This window comes from Streptomyces sp. NPDC050548, from assembly GCF_044457385.1.
Taxonomy (GTDB): domain Bacteria; phylum Actinomycetota; class Actinomycetes; order Streptomycetales; family Streptomycetaceae; genus Streptomyces.
Map to the genome: position 1 here is coordinate 285875 of NZ_JBITGV010000006.1, position 15345 is coordinate 301219.

General features: G+C 70.6%; 12 protein-coding genes. 7 read left to right on the top strand and 5 right to left on the bottom strand.

What is annotated here, in order from left to right:
* Positions 1-81: 81 nt before the first annotated feature.
* Positions 82-1182, top strand: coding sequence for a polyprenyl synthetase family protein (locus ACIBJH_RS19320; protein WP_399118034.1), 1101 nt, complete (start codon positions 82-84; stop codon positions 1180-1182).
* Positions 1179-1814 (top strand): biliverdin-producing heme oxygenase, encoded by a 636-nt coding sequence (locus tag ACIBJH_RS19325; protein ID WP_399118035.1) that lies wholly within the window; start codon positions 1179-1181, stop codon positions 1812-1814. Before ACIBJH_RS19320 ends, ACIBJH_RS19325 begins: the two co-directional genes overlap by 4 nt.
* A gap of 6 nt (positions 1815-1820) precedes the next feature.
* Here the strand turns inward: ACIBJH_RS19325 and ACIBJH_RS19330 are convergent, their stop codons facing one another.
* Genes ACIBJH_RS19330 through ACIBJH_RS19345 form a run of 4 tightly spaced genes read right to left on the bottom strand, consistent with a single transcriptional unit; the run spans position 1821 to position 7511 of the window.
* On the bottom strand, positions 1821-2981 hold the full coding sequence (locus ACIBJH_RS19330) for an acyl-CoA dehydrogenase family protein (protein WP_399118036.1): 1161 nt from the start codon (positions 2979-2981) through the stop codon (positions 1821-1823).
* 5 nt (positions 2982-2986) lie between these two features.
* Positions 2987-3925, bottom strand: coding sequence for a hydroxymethylglutaryl-CoA lyase (locus tag ACIBJH_RS19335; RefSeq protein WP_399118200.1), 939 nt, complete (start codon positions 3923-3925; stop codon positions 2987-2989).
* Between the two features lie 8 nt (positions 3926-3933).
* On the bottom strand, positions 3934-5862 hold the full coding sequence (locus ACIBJH_RS19340) for a biotin carboxylase N-terminal domain-containing protein (RefSeq protein ID WP_399118201.1): 1929 nt from the start codon (positions 5860-5862) through the stop codon (positions 3934-3936).
* 32 nt (positions 5863-5894) lie between these two features.
* Positions 5895-7511: a carboxyl transferase domain-containing protein gene (locus ACIBJH_RS19345; RefSeq protein WP_399118037.1), complete on the bottom strand. Its 1617-nt coding sequence runs from the start codon at positions 7509-7511 to the stop codon at positions 5895-5897.
* Positions 7512-7617: 106 nt separating this feature from the next.
* Between ACIBJH_RS19345 and ACIBJH_RS19350 the strand changes: the two genes are divergently transcribed.
* The 5 genes from ACIBJH_RS19350 to ACIBJH_RS19370 all read left to right on the top strand — a co-directional run bounded on the left by ACIBJH_RS19350 (position 7618) and on the right by ACIBJH_RS19370 (position 14443).
* Positions 7618-8232: a TetR/AcrR family transcriptional regulator gene (locus ACIBJH_RS19350; protein ID WP_399118038.1), complete on the top strand. Its 615-nt coding sequence runs from the start codon at positions 7618-7620 to the stop codon at positions 8230-8232.
* 130 nt (positions 8233-8362) lie between these two features.
* Complete coding sequence (locus ACIBJH_RS19355) at positions 8363-11191, top strand: toll/interleukin-1 receptor domain-containing protein (RefSeq protein ID WP_399118039.1); 2829 nt, start codon at positions 8363-8365, stop codon at positions 11189-11191.
* 191 nt (positions 11192-11382) lie between these two features.
* A complete protein-coding gene (locus ACIBJH_RS19360) occupies positions 11383-12540 on the top strand; it encodes an acyl-CoA dehydrogenase family protein (RefSeq protein ID WP_399118040.1) in 1158 nt (385 codons plus the stop codon).
* Positions 12541-12576: 36 nt separating this feature from the next.
* Positions 12577-13449 carry an acyl-CoA thioesterase gene (locus ACIBJH_RS19365; protein ID WP_399118041.1) on the top strand — a complete coding sequence of 291 codons (873 nt, stop codon included), beginning with the start codon at positions 12577-12579 and terminating at the stop codon, positions 13447-13449.
* A 4-nt stretch (positions 13450-13453) separates the two neighbouring features.
* Positions 13454-14443 (top strand): cation diffusion facilitator family transporter, encoded by a 990-nt coding sequence (locus tag ACIBJH_RS19370; protein WP_399118042.1) that lies wholly within the window; start codon positions 13454-13456, stop codon positions 14441-14443.
* A 39-nt stretch (positions 14444-14482) separates the two neighbouring features.
* Here the strand turns inward: ACIBJH_RS19370 and ACIBJH_RS19375 are convergent, their stop codons facing one another.
* Positions 14483-15271 (bottom strand): phosphatase, encoded by a 789-nt coding sequence (locus ACIBJH_RS19375; RefSeq protein WP_399118043.1) that lies wholly within the window; start codon positions 15269-15271, stop codon positions 14483-14485.
* Between the last annotated feature and the right edge of the window lie 74 nt (positions 15272-15345).

Sequence of the window (15345 nt, forward strand, 5' to 3'; positions counted from 1 at the left end):
CGCCTTGTCTTGTCCGGCCGTTGTGATCACGCTCCTCCGTAGAGACCTGCGCACTGTTGTTCGGTCGTCTTCGGAGGTGGAGTGGCTACCACGATGGGCGTGACGGGTGTGGAAGCGGTGGTGCGGAGTGACGCGGCACTGCTGGAGGACGACCTGGCCGAGTTCCTCGGCTCGCTGACCGCGCCGGTGGTCTCCGTGTACGACGCGGCCCTGCGCCGTGCCCTGTACGACCCGGTCGCCGACGCCGTCGGATCGAAGGTGGGCCAGCAGGCGTTGCCGCCCACCCCCGGGGCACCCGGCGGCAGGGCTCCGCTGCGGCCCTCGATGGTGTACTGGGCGTACCGGAACTACCGGGGATTCACCGAAGAGGCGGCGAGGGCTTCCGACTTCGCGGTGATCCGCCGCACGGCAGTTGCCGTAAGGATTCTGCTGAAGGCCGCCGTCGCCCTCGACGACATCCAGGACGGCAGCGACGTCCGCTACGGCGAACCCGCACTGCACACCACCCACGGCGTGCCCCTCGCCCTCAACACCGGCGCCTGGCTGATCATGTCCGCGCTGCGCCACACGGCCGACCCGGCCGTCGTGGACAGCCTGGTGCGCTCGGTCGGCGACGGCTTCACCGGGCAGGCCGTCGACATGTCCTCGCGTACGGCTCTCACCCGCGCGGAGCTGCTGGCCGCGCCGCGCGCCGTCCGGGTCGGCTTCTGGGAGGAGACGGCCGCCCTCAAGACCGGCACCCTGTTCCGGATGCCGCTCGACGCGGCGCTCGCGGGACTGCGGGTGGTCGAGGACGACCGACTGGCCCTGGACGGCGCGATGCGCCAACTCGGCCTCGCCAGCCAGCTGTTCAACGACCTGACCGACTTCGTACCGGAACTCGGCGGCGCCAACACCCACGAGGACTTCGACGGCCTCGGCAACCGGGTTCTCCTGGAACTCCTCGACGACGTACCGCCCGAGGCGGAATTCAAACGGTACGTTCTCGGTCATCCCAAGCTGGAGCGGACGCTGCTCGCGCTCGCCGAGGAGGCCGTGGCCCTGAAGCGCGCCGCGAAGGACACCGTCCATGGGGTGTGCCGCTCCGAGCGCAGTGCCGCCTACTTCGACGTGACGATCGACCGCAAGGGCCACCTCATCGACCGTCTGCTCGCGACGGTCCGGCAGCGGAGCGGCGTATGACGGACACGGTGAGCCGACGCCTGCGGGACGGCACCCGCTCCTGGCACGAGGCCCTGGAGAGCACCGGATTCGCCACGGCGATGCTCGCCGGAACCCTCCCGCTCGACCGCTACGTCGGCCAACTCGCCGCCTATCGGGTGGTGTTGAAGGCACTGGAAGCCGAACTGGCCCGTGCCGTCTGCCCGTCGGTCGGCTCGGTGTGGTCGCCGGACCTGGTCAAACTCCCGCTCGTCGAACGCGACCTGCGCCATTTCGCGGCCCTGGGCACCGCCCCCCGCCCCTGCCCGGCCGCCGAGGAGTTCGCGGTCGAGGTACGGCACACCGCCGCCACCGAACCCACCGAACTCCTCGGCTTCCTCTACGTGCTGGAGGGCTCCACCCTCGGCGCCTTCTTCCTGCTCCGGTACGTCACCGAGGCCTACCGGCTCACGGACGGGAACGGCACCTCGTACTACGGCAGCGGAGACCGCGCCCGCTGGGCGGCCTTCGCCGAGCGCCTCGACCGCGCGCTCGACGAACCCGCCGTACAGGAAAGGGTGTTGGCCGCGGCCGAGCGGGCCTACCGGCATGTCGCCCTGATATCCGCGGAGTTGTCGGTGGGCCTGGGCAGCCAGGCCCCCGAACCGGTCTGAAGGCTCTCAGCCCGCGAGGCCCAACTCGCGGGCGATCAGCATCCGTTGGACCTCGCTGGTGCCCTCGCCGATCTCCAGGATCTTGGAGTCGCGCCACATCCGGGCCACCGGGTACTCGTTCATGAAGCCGTAGCCGCCGTGCACCTGGGTGGCGTCGCGGGCGTTGTCGACGGCGATCGTGGAGGAGTACAGCTTGGCGAGGGCCGCCTCCTTCTTGAAGGGCTCGCCGGCGACCAGACGGGAGGCCGCGTCGCGCCAGGCGAGGCGCGCGGTGTGGGCCTTCATCTCCATGTCGGCGATCTTGAACTGGATGGCCTGGTTGGCGCCGATCGGCCGCCCGAACGCGTGCCGTTCCTTGGCGTACTTCACCGACTCGTCCACGCAGCCCTGTGCGAGGCCGGTGGCGAGGGCCGCGATGGCGATCCGGCCCTCGTCCAGGATGCGCAGGAACTGGGCGTAGCCGCGGCCTTGTTCGCCGAGAAGGTTCGCGGCCGGGACACGGACGTCCGCGAAGGACAGCTCACGGGTGTCCGAGGCGTTCCAGCCGACCTTCGAGTACGGCGCCGCGACCGTGAAGCCCGGCGTCCCGGACGGCACGATGATCGCCGAGATCAGCGGCTTGCCGTCGGGCTTGCGGCCGGTCACCGCGGTGACCGTCACCAGACCCGTGATGTCCGTACCGGAGTTGGTGATGAAGCACTTCGAGCCGTTGATCACCCATTCGTCGGTGTCCGGGTCCAGGCGCGCCGTCGTCCGCGTCGCGCCCGCGTCGGAGCCGCCGTCCGGCTCGGTCAGCCCGAAGGCGCCGAGGATCTCGCCGGAGCAGAGCCGGGGCAGCCACTCGGCCTTCTGGGCGTCGGTGCCGAAGAGATGGATCGGCATCGCGCCGAGCGAGACGCCGGCCTCCAGGGTGATCGCCACCGACGAGTCGACCCGGGCCAGCTCCTCCAGGACCAGGCCCAGCGCCAGATAGTCGCCGCCCATCCCGCCGTGCTCCTCGGGGAAGGGCAGCCCGAACAGACCCATGCGGCCCATCTCGCGGACGATCTCGTACGGGAACTCGTGCCGCTCGTAGAAGTCGCCGATCTTCGGCGCCACCACGTCGTGCGCGAACTCCTCGACCGTACGGCGGAGTTCTTCCAGCTCGGGGGAGAGACGGTGGTCCATGGCGGTCACTGCTCCTTGTGGGGCTGTGTCGTTTTACCGAGTGCGCGGACGGTGCGGGACGGGCTGGGTCGGCCCAGTTGTTCGGCCATCCACACGCTGGTGGCGGTGAGACGGGCGAGGTCGACTCCGGAGTCGATGCCGAGGCCCTGGAGCATCCACACCAGGTCCTCGGTCGCGAGGTTGCCGGTGGCGGACTTGGCGAACGGGCAGCCGCCGAGGCCGCCCGCGGAGGCGTCCACGGTGGTGACGCCGTGCTGGAGGGCGGCCAGGGTGTTGGCGAGGGCCTGGCCGTAGGTGTCGTGGAAGTGCACGCCCAACAGGTCCGTGGGGACGTGCTGTTCGTTGAGCGCGGAGAGAAGTTCCAGGACGTGCCCGGGAGTTGCCACGCCGATCGTGTCGCCGAGGCTCAGCTCGTCGCAGCCCATGTCGACCAACGCCCGGCAGACACGCACCACTTGGGCGATGGGGACCTCGCCCTCCCATGGGTCGCCGAAGCACATGGAGAGATAGCCGCGCACATGGGCGCCCTCCTCCTTGGCGCGGGCCACGACCGGGGCGAACACGGCCAGCGACTCGTCCACCGTGCGGTTGAGGTTGGCCTTGGCGAAGGACTCGGTGGCGCTGGCGAAGACGGCGACCCGGTTCGCGTCCAGGGCGAGGGCCCGGTCGAGTCCGCGGCCGTTCGGCACGAGGACGGGGAGGTGCACCCCCGGCAGATCCCGCACGAGCGGGAACAGCTGCTCGGCGTCGGCCAGTTGGGGCACCCACTTGGGGTGGACGAAGCTCGTGGCCTCGATGGTGGTCAGGCCCGCGTCGGCGAGCCGCCGGATGAACTCGGCCTTGACCTCGGTCGGCACGGTCGACTTCTCGTTCTGGAGTCCGTCGCGGGCCCCCACCTCGTGGATGCGCACCCGGGCGGGCAGATCGGGGGCCGGTACGACCATCGGGAGTGTCACTGGTCCTCCTGCGCAGGTGTGACGACCGTGGGTGTGACGACCGCCAGTACTTGGTCCATGGCGACCGTCGAGCCGGGGGTCACGTCGAGTTCGGCGACGGTGCCGGCGTGCGGCGCGGAGACGACGTGCTCCATCTTCATCGCCTCGACCACCAACAGGCTCTGCCCGGCGGTCACTTGATCTCCTACGGCGACCTTCACCACGGTCACCGTCCCCGGCATCGGCGCGGTCAGTGAACCGGCACCGGACCGGTCGGCCCCACTGAGCGAGGCGGCCACCGGATCGTGGTCCCGCACCTGCCAGGCGTCCCCGTCCCGGCCCAGCCAGTCACCGGCCCGCCGGAAGGTGTGCCGCACCCCGTCGAGGGTGACCGCGACCTGGTCCGCCGTGACGGTGTGGCTGCCGCGCGGGACGTACTCCACGGGCTCGGTCACCTTCAGCTGGAAACCGACCGGCTTCGGAGTGCCGCCCAGCCGCCAGCCGCTCGGCACCGAGAACGGATCGGTCCAGCCTCCGCCCGCCGGCCGCAGCGCATCCAGCCGTACGGCGGCTGCCGCCTCGTAGACCTCCTCGGGTACCGCGTCCGGGATCAGGGAGTCCGCCTCGCGCTCGACCAGCCCGGTGTCCAACTCGCCCGCCACGACCGCCGGGTGGGCCAGCAGCCGTCGTAGGAAACCGGCGTTCGTCGGCACGCCCAGGGTGACCGTGTCCGCGAGGGCGGCCCGGAGTTTCCTGAGCGCGGTCGCGCGGTCGGGGCCGTAGGCGATGACCTTGGAGAGCATCGGGTCGTAGAGGCTGCCGACCTCGGTGCCCTCGGAGAGGCCGGAGTCGGTGCGGATGCCGTCGCCGGAGGGTTCGTGCAGTTTCAGGACGATGCCGCCGGAGGGGAGGAACCCGCGCGCGGGGTCTTCGGCGCAGATACGGGCCTCGATCGCGTGCCCGGTGAGGGTGATGTCCTCCTGCGCGAAGGGCAGCCGCTCGCCCGCCGCCACCCGCAGCTGCCACTCCACGAGGTCGAGTCCGGTCACCAACTCCGTTACCGGGTGCTCCACTTGGAGGCGGGTGTTCATCTCCATGAAGTAGTACGACGACGGGTCGTTCCCGGGGACGATGAACTCCACCGTGCCCGCGCCCGCGTACCCGCACGAGCGGGCCGCCTGGACCGCGGCCTCGCCCATCGCCGCGCGCGTGGCCTCGTCCAGGAGCACGCTCGGGGCCTCCTCGACGACCTTCTGGTGCCGGCGCTGCAGGGAGCACTCGCGCTCGCCGAGGTGGACGACGTTGCCGTGGCCGTCGGCCAGGACCTGGATCTCGATGTGCCGGGGGCGGTCCACCCAGCGCTCGACCAGGAGGGTGTCGTCGCCGAAGGAGGCGCGGGCCTCACGGCGGGCGGCGGCGATCTCGTCGTCCAGGAGGGTGAGGTCGCGGACCAGGCGCATGCCCTTGCCACCACCGCCGGCCGAGGGCTTGAGGAGGACAGGGGCGCCCAACTTGTGGGCCGCTTCGGCGAGTTCGGGGTCGCGGCCGCCGGGCACGACCGGGACACCGGCAGCCTCGACCGTCTCCTTGGCGCGGATCTTGTCGCCCATGAGGGCGATCGCGTTCGCAGGCGGGCCGATGAAGACCAGCCCGGCGTCGGCGCACGCGCGCGCGAAGGCCGCGTTCTCGGCGAGGAAGCCGTAGCCCGGGTGGACGGCCTGCGCGCCGGTGCGGGCCGCGGCCTCCAGGAGCCGTTCCACGGAGAGATAGCTTTCCGCCGCCGGTGCGGGGCCGATCCGTACCGCCGTGTCCGCCTCCCGGACGTGCCGGGCGTCCGCGTCGGCGTCGGAGAAGACGGCGACCGAGCGCACACCGAGTGAGCGCAGGGTGCGGATCACACGGACCGCGATCTCGCCCCGGTTGGCCACCAGGACCGTCTCGAACATGTCGAATGTGTCGACCATCTCGGGCACCCTCATCACATCCGGAAGACGCCGAACTGGGGGTCTCCCAGGGGCGCGTTGGCACAGGCGGTCAGGGCGAGGCCGAGGACCTGACGGGTCTCCAGGGGGTCGATGACCCCGTCGTCCCAGAGGCGGGCGGTCGCGTAGTAGGCGTTGCCCTGGCGCTCGTACTGCTGCCGGATCGGGTTCTTGAAGGTCTCTTCGTCCTCGGCGGGCCAGGACTCCCCGCGCGACTCCAACTGGTCGCGTTTCACGGTCGCGAGGACCGACGCGGCCTGCTCGCCGCCCATGACGGAGATCTTGGCGCCGGGCCACATCCAGAGGAAGCGGGGGGAGTACGCCCGGCCGCACATCGAGTAGTTGCCCGCGCCGTAGGAGCCGCCGACCACGACCGTCAGCTTGGGCACGCGCGCGCAGGCGACGGCGGTGACCATCTTGGCGCCGTGCTTGGCGATGCCGCCCGCCTCGTAGTCCTTGCCGACCATGAACCCCGAGATGTTCTGGAGGAAGACCAGGGGGATGCCGCGCTGGTCGCACAGTTCGATGAAGTGGGCGCCCTTCTGGGCGGATTCGGAGAACAGGATGCCGTTGTTGGCGACAAGCCCCACCAGGTGGCCGTGGATCCGGGCGAAGCCGGTGACCAGGGTCTGCCCGAACTCGGCCTTGAACTCCGAGAAACGGGAGCCGTCGACCACGCGCGCGATGATCTCCCGTACGTCGTAGGGGGTACGGGAGTCGACCGGGACGGCGCCGTAGATCCCGTAGGGGTCGACCTTCGGCTCCACCGCCTCCGTGACCTCCCAGGGGAGTGGCCCGCGCGCGGGGAGTGTGGCGGCGATGTTCCGGACGATCCGCAGCGCGTGCGCGTCGTCCTCCGCGAGGTGGTCGGTGACACCCGACACGCGCGCGTGCACGTCGCCGCCGCCCAGCTCCTCGGCGGTGACGATCTCGCCGGTGGCGGCCTTCACCAGGGGAGGCCCGCCCAGGAAAATGGTCCCCTGATTCCGGACGATGACGGCTTCGTCGCTCATCGCCGGGACGTAGGCGCCCCCGGCGGTGCACGACCCCAGCACGGCGGCGATCTGCGGAATCCCCGCCCCCGACATCCGGGCCTGGTTGTAGAAGATCCGCCCGAAGTGCTCGCGGTCCGGGAACACCTCGTCCTGCATGGGCAGGAACGCGCCCCCGGAGTCGACGAGATAGATACAGGGGAGCCGGTTTTCGAGGGCGATCTCCTGGGCGCGCAGATGCTTCTTCACGGTCATCGGGTAGTAGGTCCCGCCCTTGACCGTGGCGTCGTTGGCGACGATCACGCACTCGCGCCCGCTGACCCGCCCGATCCCGGCGATGACGCCGGCGGCCGGGGCTGCCCCGTCGTACATCCCGTCGGCCGCGAGGGGAGCGAGCTCCAGGAAGGGCGAGCCCGGGTCGAGCAGGGTGTCCACACGGTCGCGGGGGAGCAGCTTGCCGCGCGCGGTGTGCCGGTCCCGGGCCCGCTCACCGCCGCCGAGCCGGGCCGCGGCCAGCTTCTGCCGCAGCTCCTCGCCCAGCGTGCGGTGCGCCGCCTCGTTGGCCCGCCACGCCTCCGACGCGGGGTCCGCCGCGCTCGTCAGCTCCGGTGCCTCTTCCATTCTGTGGGTCCCCTCGCACAGCGATCGGCCGCTCTCGGCTGTTAATGAGCGTTAACCATTTCCTTCAGGTTAACGACCGCTAACCTCCCTGTCTAGAATTGCTTTCATGACCACGAGAACCGACGCCCCCACCCGCCGCGAGCAGATCCTCAAGGAGGCCGCGCGGCTCTTCGCCGAGCGGGGATTCCACGGCGTCGGGGTCGACGAGATAGGCGCCGCGGTCGGCATCAGCGGCCCCGGCCTCTACCGTCACTTCCCGGGCAAGGACGCGATGCTCGCGGAGCTGCTGGTCGGCATCAGCGGCCAGCTGCTGACAGGCGCGAAGCGTCGGCTGGCGGAGGCGGAGGGCGTGACCTCCGCGGAGGTCCTGCTCGACTCCCTCATCGAGGGCCACATCGACTTCGCCCTCGACGACCGGCCGCTCATCACGCTGCACGACCGCGAGCTGGACCGGCTCCGGGACAGCGACCGCAAGCTGGTGCGGCAGCTCCAGCGGCAGTACGTCGAGCTGTGGGTGGAGGTGGTCCGGATGGTGTATCCGGGCGTGGCCGAGCCCATGGCGAGGTCGGCCGTGCACTCGGTGTTCGGGCTGCTGAACTCGACCCCGCACCTGGGGCGGCCGGGGGCCTTGCCGGGACGGGCGGCCACGGCGGAGCTGTTGCACCGGATGGCTCGGGGTGCGTTCGGAGCCGCTGCCGTCGCCGTCGCCGTCGCCGACTGAGCGTCCGCCTGCCGGTCCGGTTCTTTGGCGCAAACCCACCTCCTCGGATCCGGATACGTCATGAACTCCCTGTGCCACCCTGCGAGTTGCAGATGATCCACATCAGACGGGGATACCGGGGGACACGGCCGTGCAACGCGATGCCTTCATCTCGTACAGCCACAGAAGGGACGTACCGCTGGCGGAAGCCCTGGAGAAGGGGCTGCAGGACATCCTTCGCACGCCGTGGCTGCGCCGTTCGCGGGTGAAGGTCTTCCGGGACACCACCAGCCTCAGTGCCGGCCATGATCTCGACGGCTCCATCAAGGCCGCGCTGGCCGACTGCCGCTACTTCATCTATCTGGCCTCTCCCGAGGCCGCCAAGTCGCGGTGGGTGCGCGAGGAGATCAAGTACTGGCGCCAGAACCACGGCATGGAGCAGTTCCTGATCGCGCTCGGTGAGGGCAGCGTCGTCTGGGACCCGGCAGCGGGCGACTTCGACTGGGCGTGCACCGACGCCCTGCCACCCGAACTGCGAGGCGCCTTCGCCGCCGAACCCCTCTGGGTCGACCTCACGAGGTTCCGCGACAGTGCCGAACGCTCCATGAAGCCCGGTTCCGAGTTCCGGGACCGGGTCGCCGGCCTCGCCGCGCCGCTGCACGGCATGGCGAAGGACGCCCTGGACAGCACCGATCTGCACATCCAGCGCAAGGCGGTCCGCATCCTCCGGCTGTTCGTGCTCGGCCTCCTGCTGTTGTCGCTGCTCGCCGGCGGAGCCGGTCTCTTCGCCTGGCAGCAACGCGGAGAGGCCCTCGACCGCGCCCGGACCTCCGCCTCGCAGGCACTGGCGGCCCGGGCCCTCGACACCGCCTCCAAGGACCCGCGCAAGGCCGCCCAGTTCGCGCTCTACGCCCAGGCGGTCAAGCCCACGGGCGAGTCGGCGCAGGCGCTGGCCGAGGCGGTCGCGGCCAACGGCAGCGTGGCCCGGCATCTGCTGGCCGGCACCGAAGCGGTGGCCGACTTCCACGGCGTGGGAAAGGTCAACGCGATCAACGTGGCGATCAGCCGTGACGGGAGCAGGCTGGCGTACTACTCGGACTTCGACCCAGCCGGCGTGCACAGCAGGAGTCAGGTCATCCACCTGTACGACATCGCCGCGGGCCGGGAGCTGTCCCGCCTCGACGGGGCGGCCTGGCCGCTGAACGGTGGCGGTATGGAGTTCAGCGCGGACGGGCGGACCCTGGCGGTCGAGGCGCCGTACAACCAGATCGGCCTCTGGGACGTGGCGCGCGGGAAGCTGATCCGGACCATCATCGCCAGTGACGGCGAGCAACTGGCCGAGGCGGTCAAGGGCCTTCAGGCCTTCGCCTTCTCCGGGGACGGGCGGCGCCTCGCCGCCACGTTCTACTCGCCCGGCGAGCCGGAGCCCGGATTTCACGTCGCCGTCTGGGACACCGGGACCGGGCGCCTGCTGACCAAGGAGACCGCGGTCCCGGGGAGCCTCGCCCTCGGTTTCGACGACGCGAACCGGCTCCTCGCGCTCGACCGACGGGCCGGCCGGATCCGCGGCCTCGCCGAGGACTCCAGGTCCTGGAGCGCCTGGCGGACCATCCCCGGCTTCCCCCGCCAGGAGAAGCCGTACGCGACCCTCTCGGACGACGGGACGAGAGCGTACGTCGGGGGCCAGGTCTGGGATCTGGCCGCGGGGCGGCGCCTGGCCCGGGCGGACGGCGAGGGCAACGGAATGGTCCGCATGCCCGACGACGCGGACGGTGCCGTGTACGCCGCGGAGGACCGGAGCGTGGCCGTGTACGACTCGGCGCTGGGCAACCGACGTGTTCTCGGCTCCTTCACCTGGCCGGTGACAAGTGTCGCGGTCTCCGGAGACGGTCGGTGGGTGGCCGCCGGTTCCGGGGACGGAGCCGTCTCCCTGCTGTCCACCACCAGCTACCAGGCGGGTGTCCCGCTGCCGAACAAGCAGCACCTCAAACCCGCCGACCTGGCCTCCGACAACCGCACCGCCTTCCGTGCCGACAGCTCGGGCACCGACATATGGGCTGTCACCGACCAGGGGGTCCGGAAGGTGGGCCGCATACCGTCGCGCGTGGCCCGACTGCAGTCGGGTGTCAACAACCTGGTCGCCTCGACCGACGGCAGCCGGGTCGTCGTGGCCCAGCGGGGCGTGCTCTCGCTCTGGGACCCGCGCAGCGGCAGCCGGGTGGGGCGTACCAGGCAGGACGGGTTCGTGCCGGTGGCTTTCCTGGCGGACGGCGTCCATGTGGTGGGGGTGAGCGCGAACGAAGTGCAGGTCCTGGACACGCGGTCCTGGAAGGTTCTGCGATCCCTGCTCGTCGCGGACGACGAGCTGCCCCTCACAGCGGTCTCCGTCAGCGCCGACCGGACCACTGCGGCCGTGGTGAACGGCGACGAACTCAGAGTGTGGAAGTGGGACCGGAACAAAGGAGTCCGCCAGGTGCGCGAGGTGCCCATCGTGTCCGCGCCGACCATGCTGGTGGAGGAGGTCTCGGTCAGCGCGGACGGAGAACGGGTCGGGCTCTTCGACGGTGACCGGATCGTCTCCGTGCTCGACGTGTCCACCGGGAAGTTCGTGCGGGGCACGTCGGCGGCGACGTTCGACACGGTGCCGGTCTTCAGCGGCGACAACACCCTGCTCGTCCAGGCCGGCACGTCGGGCGGCGAACCGACGCTCCAGTTCTGGGACGCCGCCACGACCGAGTCCCGTGGCGCCTGGACCCTCCCGAGCGGGGGGACCGGCCAGAACGCCACGCCCGCCCGTCTGCTTCCCGGCGGCGACGGCTCGGTCGTCGCTTTCGGCGCGGACGGCGGCCTCGTGCGCCAGACTGTCGGCGTGGCCGAGTGGCGGAAGGCACTGTGCGCCCTCACACCGCAGGAACTGCCTCAGGAGGAGTACGACCGCTATCTGGGAGGTCTGGACGTGAAGGCGCCCTGTTCCAGGTGATTGCCGTTCGGGACGGTCTCGCGTGACGAGGGTTACGGGATTCGGTCTGGACGGCTGTTCGTACTCGCCGGTACGGTTGATCTGAGCAAGCGCTTAGCCGCTGGGACCGCCACCATCGATCGAGTAGCCCCCACGGCGAGCAACCACATCCGCGAGAGCGGCGCCGGTTCAGGCGCAGAGAGGGGCCGGCGGTGCGCCGTACGGTGTTTGACGAGGACCACGAGGCGTTCCGGGAGACCCTCCGGGCCTTCATCGAGGCCGAGGTCGTCCCGGTCTACGACGAGTGGTTCGCCGCCGGCCAGGCGCCGCGCGAGTTCTACTACAAGCTCGCCGAGCTCGGCGTCTTCGGCATCCGCGTGGACGAGGAGTACGGCGGCGCGGGCATCGACTCGTACAAGTTCGAGGCCGTCCTCTACGAGGAGACCGCCCGCGCGGGTGTCTCCTTCGGCGGCTCCGGTGTGCACGTGCTGCTCGGCCTGCCCTACATCAAGCTGCTCGCCAACGACGAGCAGAAGAAGAAGTACCTCCCCAAGTTCGTCTCCGGCGAGGAGATGTGGGCCATCGCGATGACGGAGCCGGGCACCGGTTCCGACCTCGCGGGCATGAAGACCACCGCCAAGCTCTCCGAGGACGGCACGCACTACGTCCTCAACGGCGCCAAGACCTTCATCACCGGCGGCGTGCACGCCGACCGCATGATCGTCTGCGCCCGTACCTCTCCGTCCACCAAGGAGGACCGCCGCCACGGCATCTCCCTCTTCGTGGTGGACACCAAGGCCGAGGGCTACTCGGTCGGCCGCAAGCTCGACAAGCTCGGCCTGAAGACCTCCGACACCGCCGAGCTGGCGTTCGTCGACGTCAAGGTGCCCGTCGAGGACCTCCTCGGCGAGGAGAACAAGGGCTTCTACTACCTCGGCCACAACCTCGCCTCCGAGCGCTGGGGCATCGCCTTCGGCGCCTACGCGCAGGCGAAGGCCGCCGTCCGCTTCGCGAAGCAGTACGTGCAGGACCGGGTCGTCTTCGGTCAGCCCGTCGCCGCGTTCCAGAACACCAAGTTCGAACTGGCCGCCTGCCAGGCCGAGGTGGACGCCGCCGAGGCCGTCGTGGACCGCGCGACCGAGGCCCTGGACGCCGGCGAGCTGACCCCCGCCGAGGCGGCCAGCGCCAAGCTGTTCACCACCGAGGTCGCGCACCGCGTGATCGACCGCTGCCTCCAGCTGCACGGCGGCTACGGCTTCATGAACGAGTACCCGATCGCCCGCCTGTACGCGGACAACCGCGTCAACCGCATCTACGGCGGCACCAGCGAGATCATGAAGACGATCATCGCCAAGGACATGGGCCTGTAAGGTCCCGGCAATTACCGCCCGGTACAACTGGACGCCATGAACCAGGCACTACAGGATCTCCTCGATCTGCTCGACCTTGAGCAGATCGAGGAGAACATCTTCCGCGGCCAGTCCCGCTCCGCCGTCGTCCCTCGCGTCTTCGGGGGCCAGGTGGCGGCGCAGGCACTGGTCGCCGCCGGGCGCACGGTCCCCGCGGACCGCCACGCCCACTCCCTGCACGCGTACTTCCTGCGCATGGGGGACCCGGGCGCGCCCATCGTCTACAACGTCGAGCGCATGCGCGACGGCCGTTCCTTCACCACCCGCCGCGCGGTCGCCGTCCAGCACGGCCGGCCGATCTTCGCGCTGTCGGCGTCCTTCCAGACGTACGAGGAAGGCCTCGACCACCAGACCCCCATGCCGCCCGCGCCCGACCCGGAGACGGTCCCCACCGGCCGCGAGCGGCTGCTCGGCTACGACCACCTCGACCAGAGGATCGTTGAACGATTCCTGGAGGCGCGTCAGGCGATCGACCTCCGGTACGTCGACGACCCGCCGTACGGCAGGTTCGGCGAGCCGCGCGAACCGCACTCCCAGGTGTGGTTCCGCACCGACGGCAAGCTCGCGGACGACCCGCTCCTCCACGTGGTCCTCGCGACCTACGTCTCCGACATGACCCTCCTCGACTCGATCCTCCTCGCGCACGGCCGCGGCGGCTGGGCCGTGGGAGACGTCGTAGGAGCCTCGCTCGACCACGCGATGTGGTTCCACCGGCCGTTCCGCGCGGACGAGTGGCTGCTCTACGACCAGGAGTCGCCGTCGGCGTACGGCGGACGCGGTCTCGGGCAGGCCCGGATCTACACGCAGGACGGTCAACTGGCCGTCTCCGTCATTCAGGAGGGCGTGGTCCGGGTTCCTCGGGAAGACTGAGGGCATGACAGAAACCGAGGAGACGGCGGCGACAGAGGAGAGCGAGGGCGGCGGCGAGTCCACCCTCACGGTGATCGTCGCGGCCGTCGCCAACCTGGGGATCGCGCTCGCCAAGGCGGTCGCCGGCGTCATCAGCGGCTCCAGCGCGATGCTCTCCGAGGCGGCCCACTCGGTCGCCGACACGGTCACCGAACTCCTCCTCCTCACCGCCCTCAAGCGCAGCGAGAAACCCGCCGACGAGGAACACCCCCTCGGCTACGGCCCCGAGCGCTACATCTGGGCGATGCTCGCCGCCGTCGCCACCTTCGTCGGCGGCGCCGTCTTCTCGATCTACGACGGCGTCCACACCCTGGTCGCCGGCGAGGAGTTGGGCGATCCGCTCGTCTCCTACATCGTGCTCGGCGTCGCCTTCCTCCTGGAGGGCTACTCCCTGCGGACGGGCGTACGCCAGGCGCGCGGCGAGGCCGCCCGCTTCGACGCCTCCTTCAAGCGCTACCTCCGCTACACCCCCGACACCGCGGTGAAGGCCGTGGTACTGGAGGACTCCGCCGCCCTGGTCGGCCTGGTCCTCGCGGCCGGCGGCCTGCTCGGCGGACAACTCACCGGCTCCGGCGTCTGGGACGGCCTCGCGTCCCTCTGCATCGGCCTGCTACTGCTCTACGTCGCCTGGGTGCTCGGCCGCTCCAACGCCGAACTCCTCATCGGCCGCCCGCTGCCCAAGCCGATGCGGGACCGTATCCGCGAGGAGCTGCTCGGGGTCGAACACATCGAAGCCGTACTGGAGTTGACGACCCTCGTGCAGGGTCCGCGCGAGGCGCTGGTCGCCGCGAAGATCGACTTCCGGGACCGGTCGAGCGCCGCGCAGATCGAGTGGGCCTGCGAACAGGCCGAACAGCGGCTCCGGGAGGCGTTCCCGGCGGTGAGCAGGGTGTATCTGGACCCGACGCCGGGGTATGCGCAACGGCGGGCGGAGGGGCTCAACCCCTGGCCATGACAAGGGAGTTGAGCTGCGACGAGCCGGACGGCCGGGCGGTCAGGAAAGTCCCGCCTCCGCCAGCAGATACGCCGTCATCGGGTCGTAGTACCTGGGGCTGACCACGTGGTCGTCGAGCGGGACGGCCACCTGGAGGGCGCCCTCGGACTCGGCGAGGAAGAGTGCCGGGTCGTTGCAGTCCGCGTAGCCGACGGAGTCGACGCCGTGGCGGCCCGCGTACCCCGCCCAGCCGTGGTCGGCGACGACCAGGTCGGGCAGCGGGCGGCCCTCGCGCTCCAGGGCGGTCAGGATCGCCTTCATCGGCTCGCCGGAGTGGGTGTGCCACAGCGTGGCGCCGTGCTCCAGGACGGCCACGTCCGCGAACTGCATGACGTACCCCTCCTCCGTCTGCAGCCCCTCCGGGATCACCACGATCTCGCAGCCCGCCGTGCGCAGGGCGGCGGCCGTCGAGTGGTGCACTTCGAGCAGACCGCCCGGGTGACCGGTGGCGAACAGCACCCGCTGCCCGCCGTCGGCCGCCTTGCGCAGCCGCGCGGCGAGGCGGTCGAGCGCCTCGACCGTCAGCTCCGGGTCGATGGTGTCCTGGCCGTAGCGGTACTCGGGATCGTCGTTCACCCCCACCCGCTCCGCCATCACCGCGAGCACGTCCTGCTCGTCGGACCAGCGGTCGCCGAACTCCAGGCCGAACCAGTAGTGGCGGTCGCCGTTGGCCAGCTTGCGGTAGTGGGAGAGGTTGTTCTCGCGGGGAGTGGCGACGTCGCCCGCGATACGGGTCTTCACAAGGTGATCGACGAGCTCGGCGCGGCTGGGGGTCCCGGGTATCGGCATGGCCCCATTGTGGAGCAGCGGACTGTGCCGCTGCCCGGTGTCCCGGACGCTGGGATGTGGATCACTCGCGGGTG

Excerpts from the sequence above, each read along its gene's own strand:
- ACIBJH_RS19330 (WP_399118036.1), bottom strand. The coding sequence starts at position 2,981 with ATGGACCACCGTCTCTCCCCCGAGCTGGAAGAACTCCGCCGTACGGTC.
- ACIBJH_RS19340 (WP_399118201.1), bottom strand. The coding sequence starts at position 5,862 with ATGTTCGAGACGGTCCTGGTGGCCAACCGGGGCGAGATCGCGGTCCGT.
- ACIBJH_RS19365 (WP_399118041.1), top strand. The coding sequence starts at position 12,577 with ATGAACCAGGCACTACAGGATCTCCTCGATCTGCTCGACCTTGAGCAG.
- ACIBJH_RS19375 (WP_399118043.1), bottom strand. The coding sequence starts at position 15,271 with ATGCCGATACCCGGGACCCCCAGCCGCGCCGAGCTCGTCGATCACCTT.
- ACIBJH_RS19345 (WP_399118037.1), bottom strand. The coding sequence starts at position 7,511 with ATGGAAGAGGCACCGGAGCTGACGAGCGCGGCGGACCCCGCGTCGGAG.
- ACIBJH_RS19350 (WP_399118038.1), top strand. The coding sequence starts at position 7,618 with ATGACCACGAGAACCGACGCCCCCACCCGCCGCGAGCAGATCCTCAAG.
- ACIBJH_RS19325 (WP_399118035.1), top strand. The coding sequence starts at position 1,179 with ATGACGGACACGGTGAGCCGACGCCTGCGGGACGGCACCCGCTCCTGG.
- ACIBJH_RS19370 (WP_399118042.1), top strand. The coding sequence starts at position 13,454 with ATGACAGAAACCGAGGAGACGGCGGCGACAGAGGAGAGCGAGGGCGGC.
- ACIBJH_RS19335 (WP_399118200.1), bottom strand. The coding sequence starts at position 3,925 with ATGGTCGTACCGGCCCCCGATCTGCCCGCCCGGGTGCGCATCCACGAG.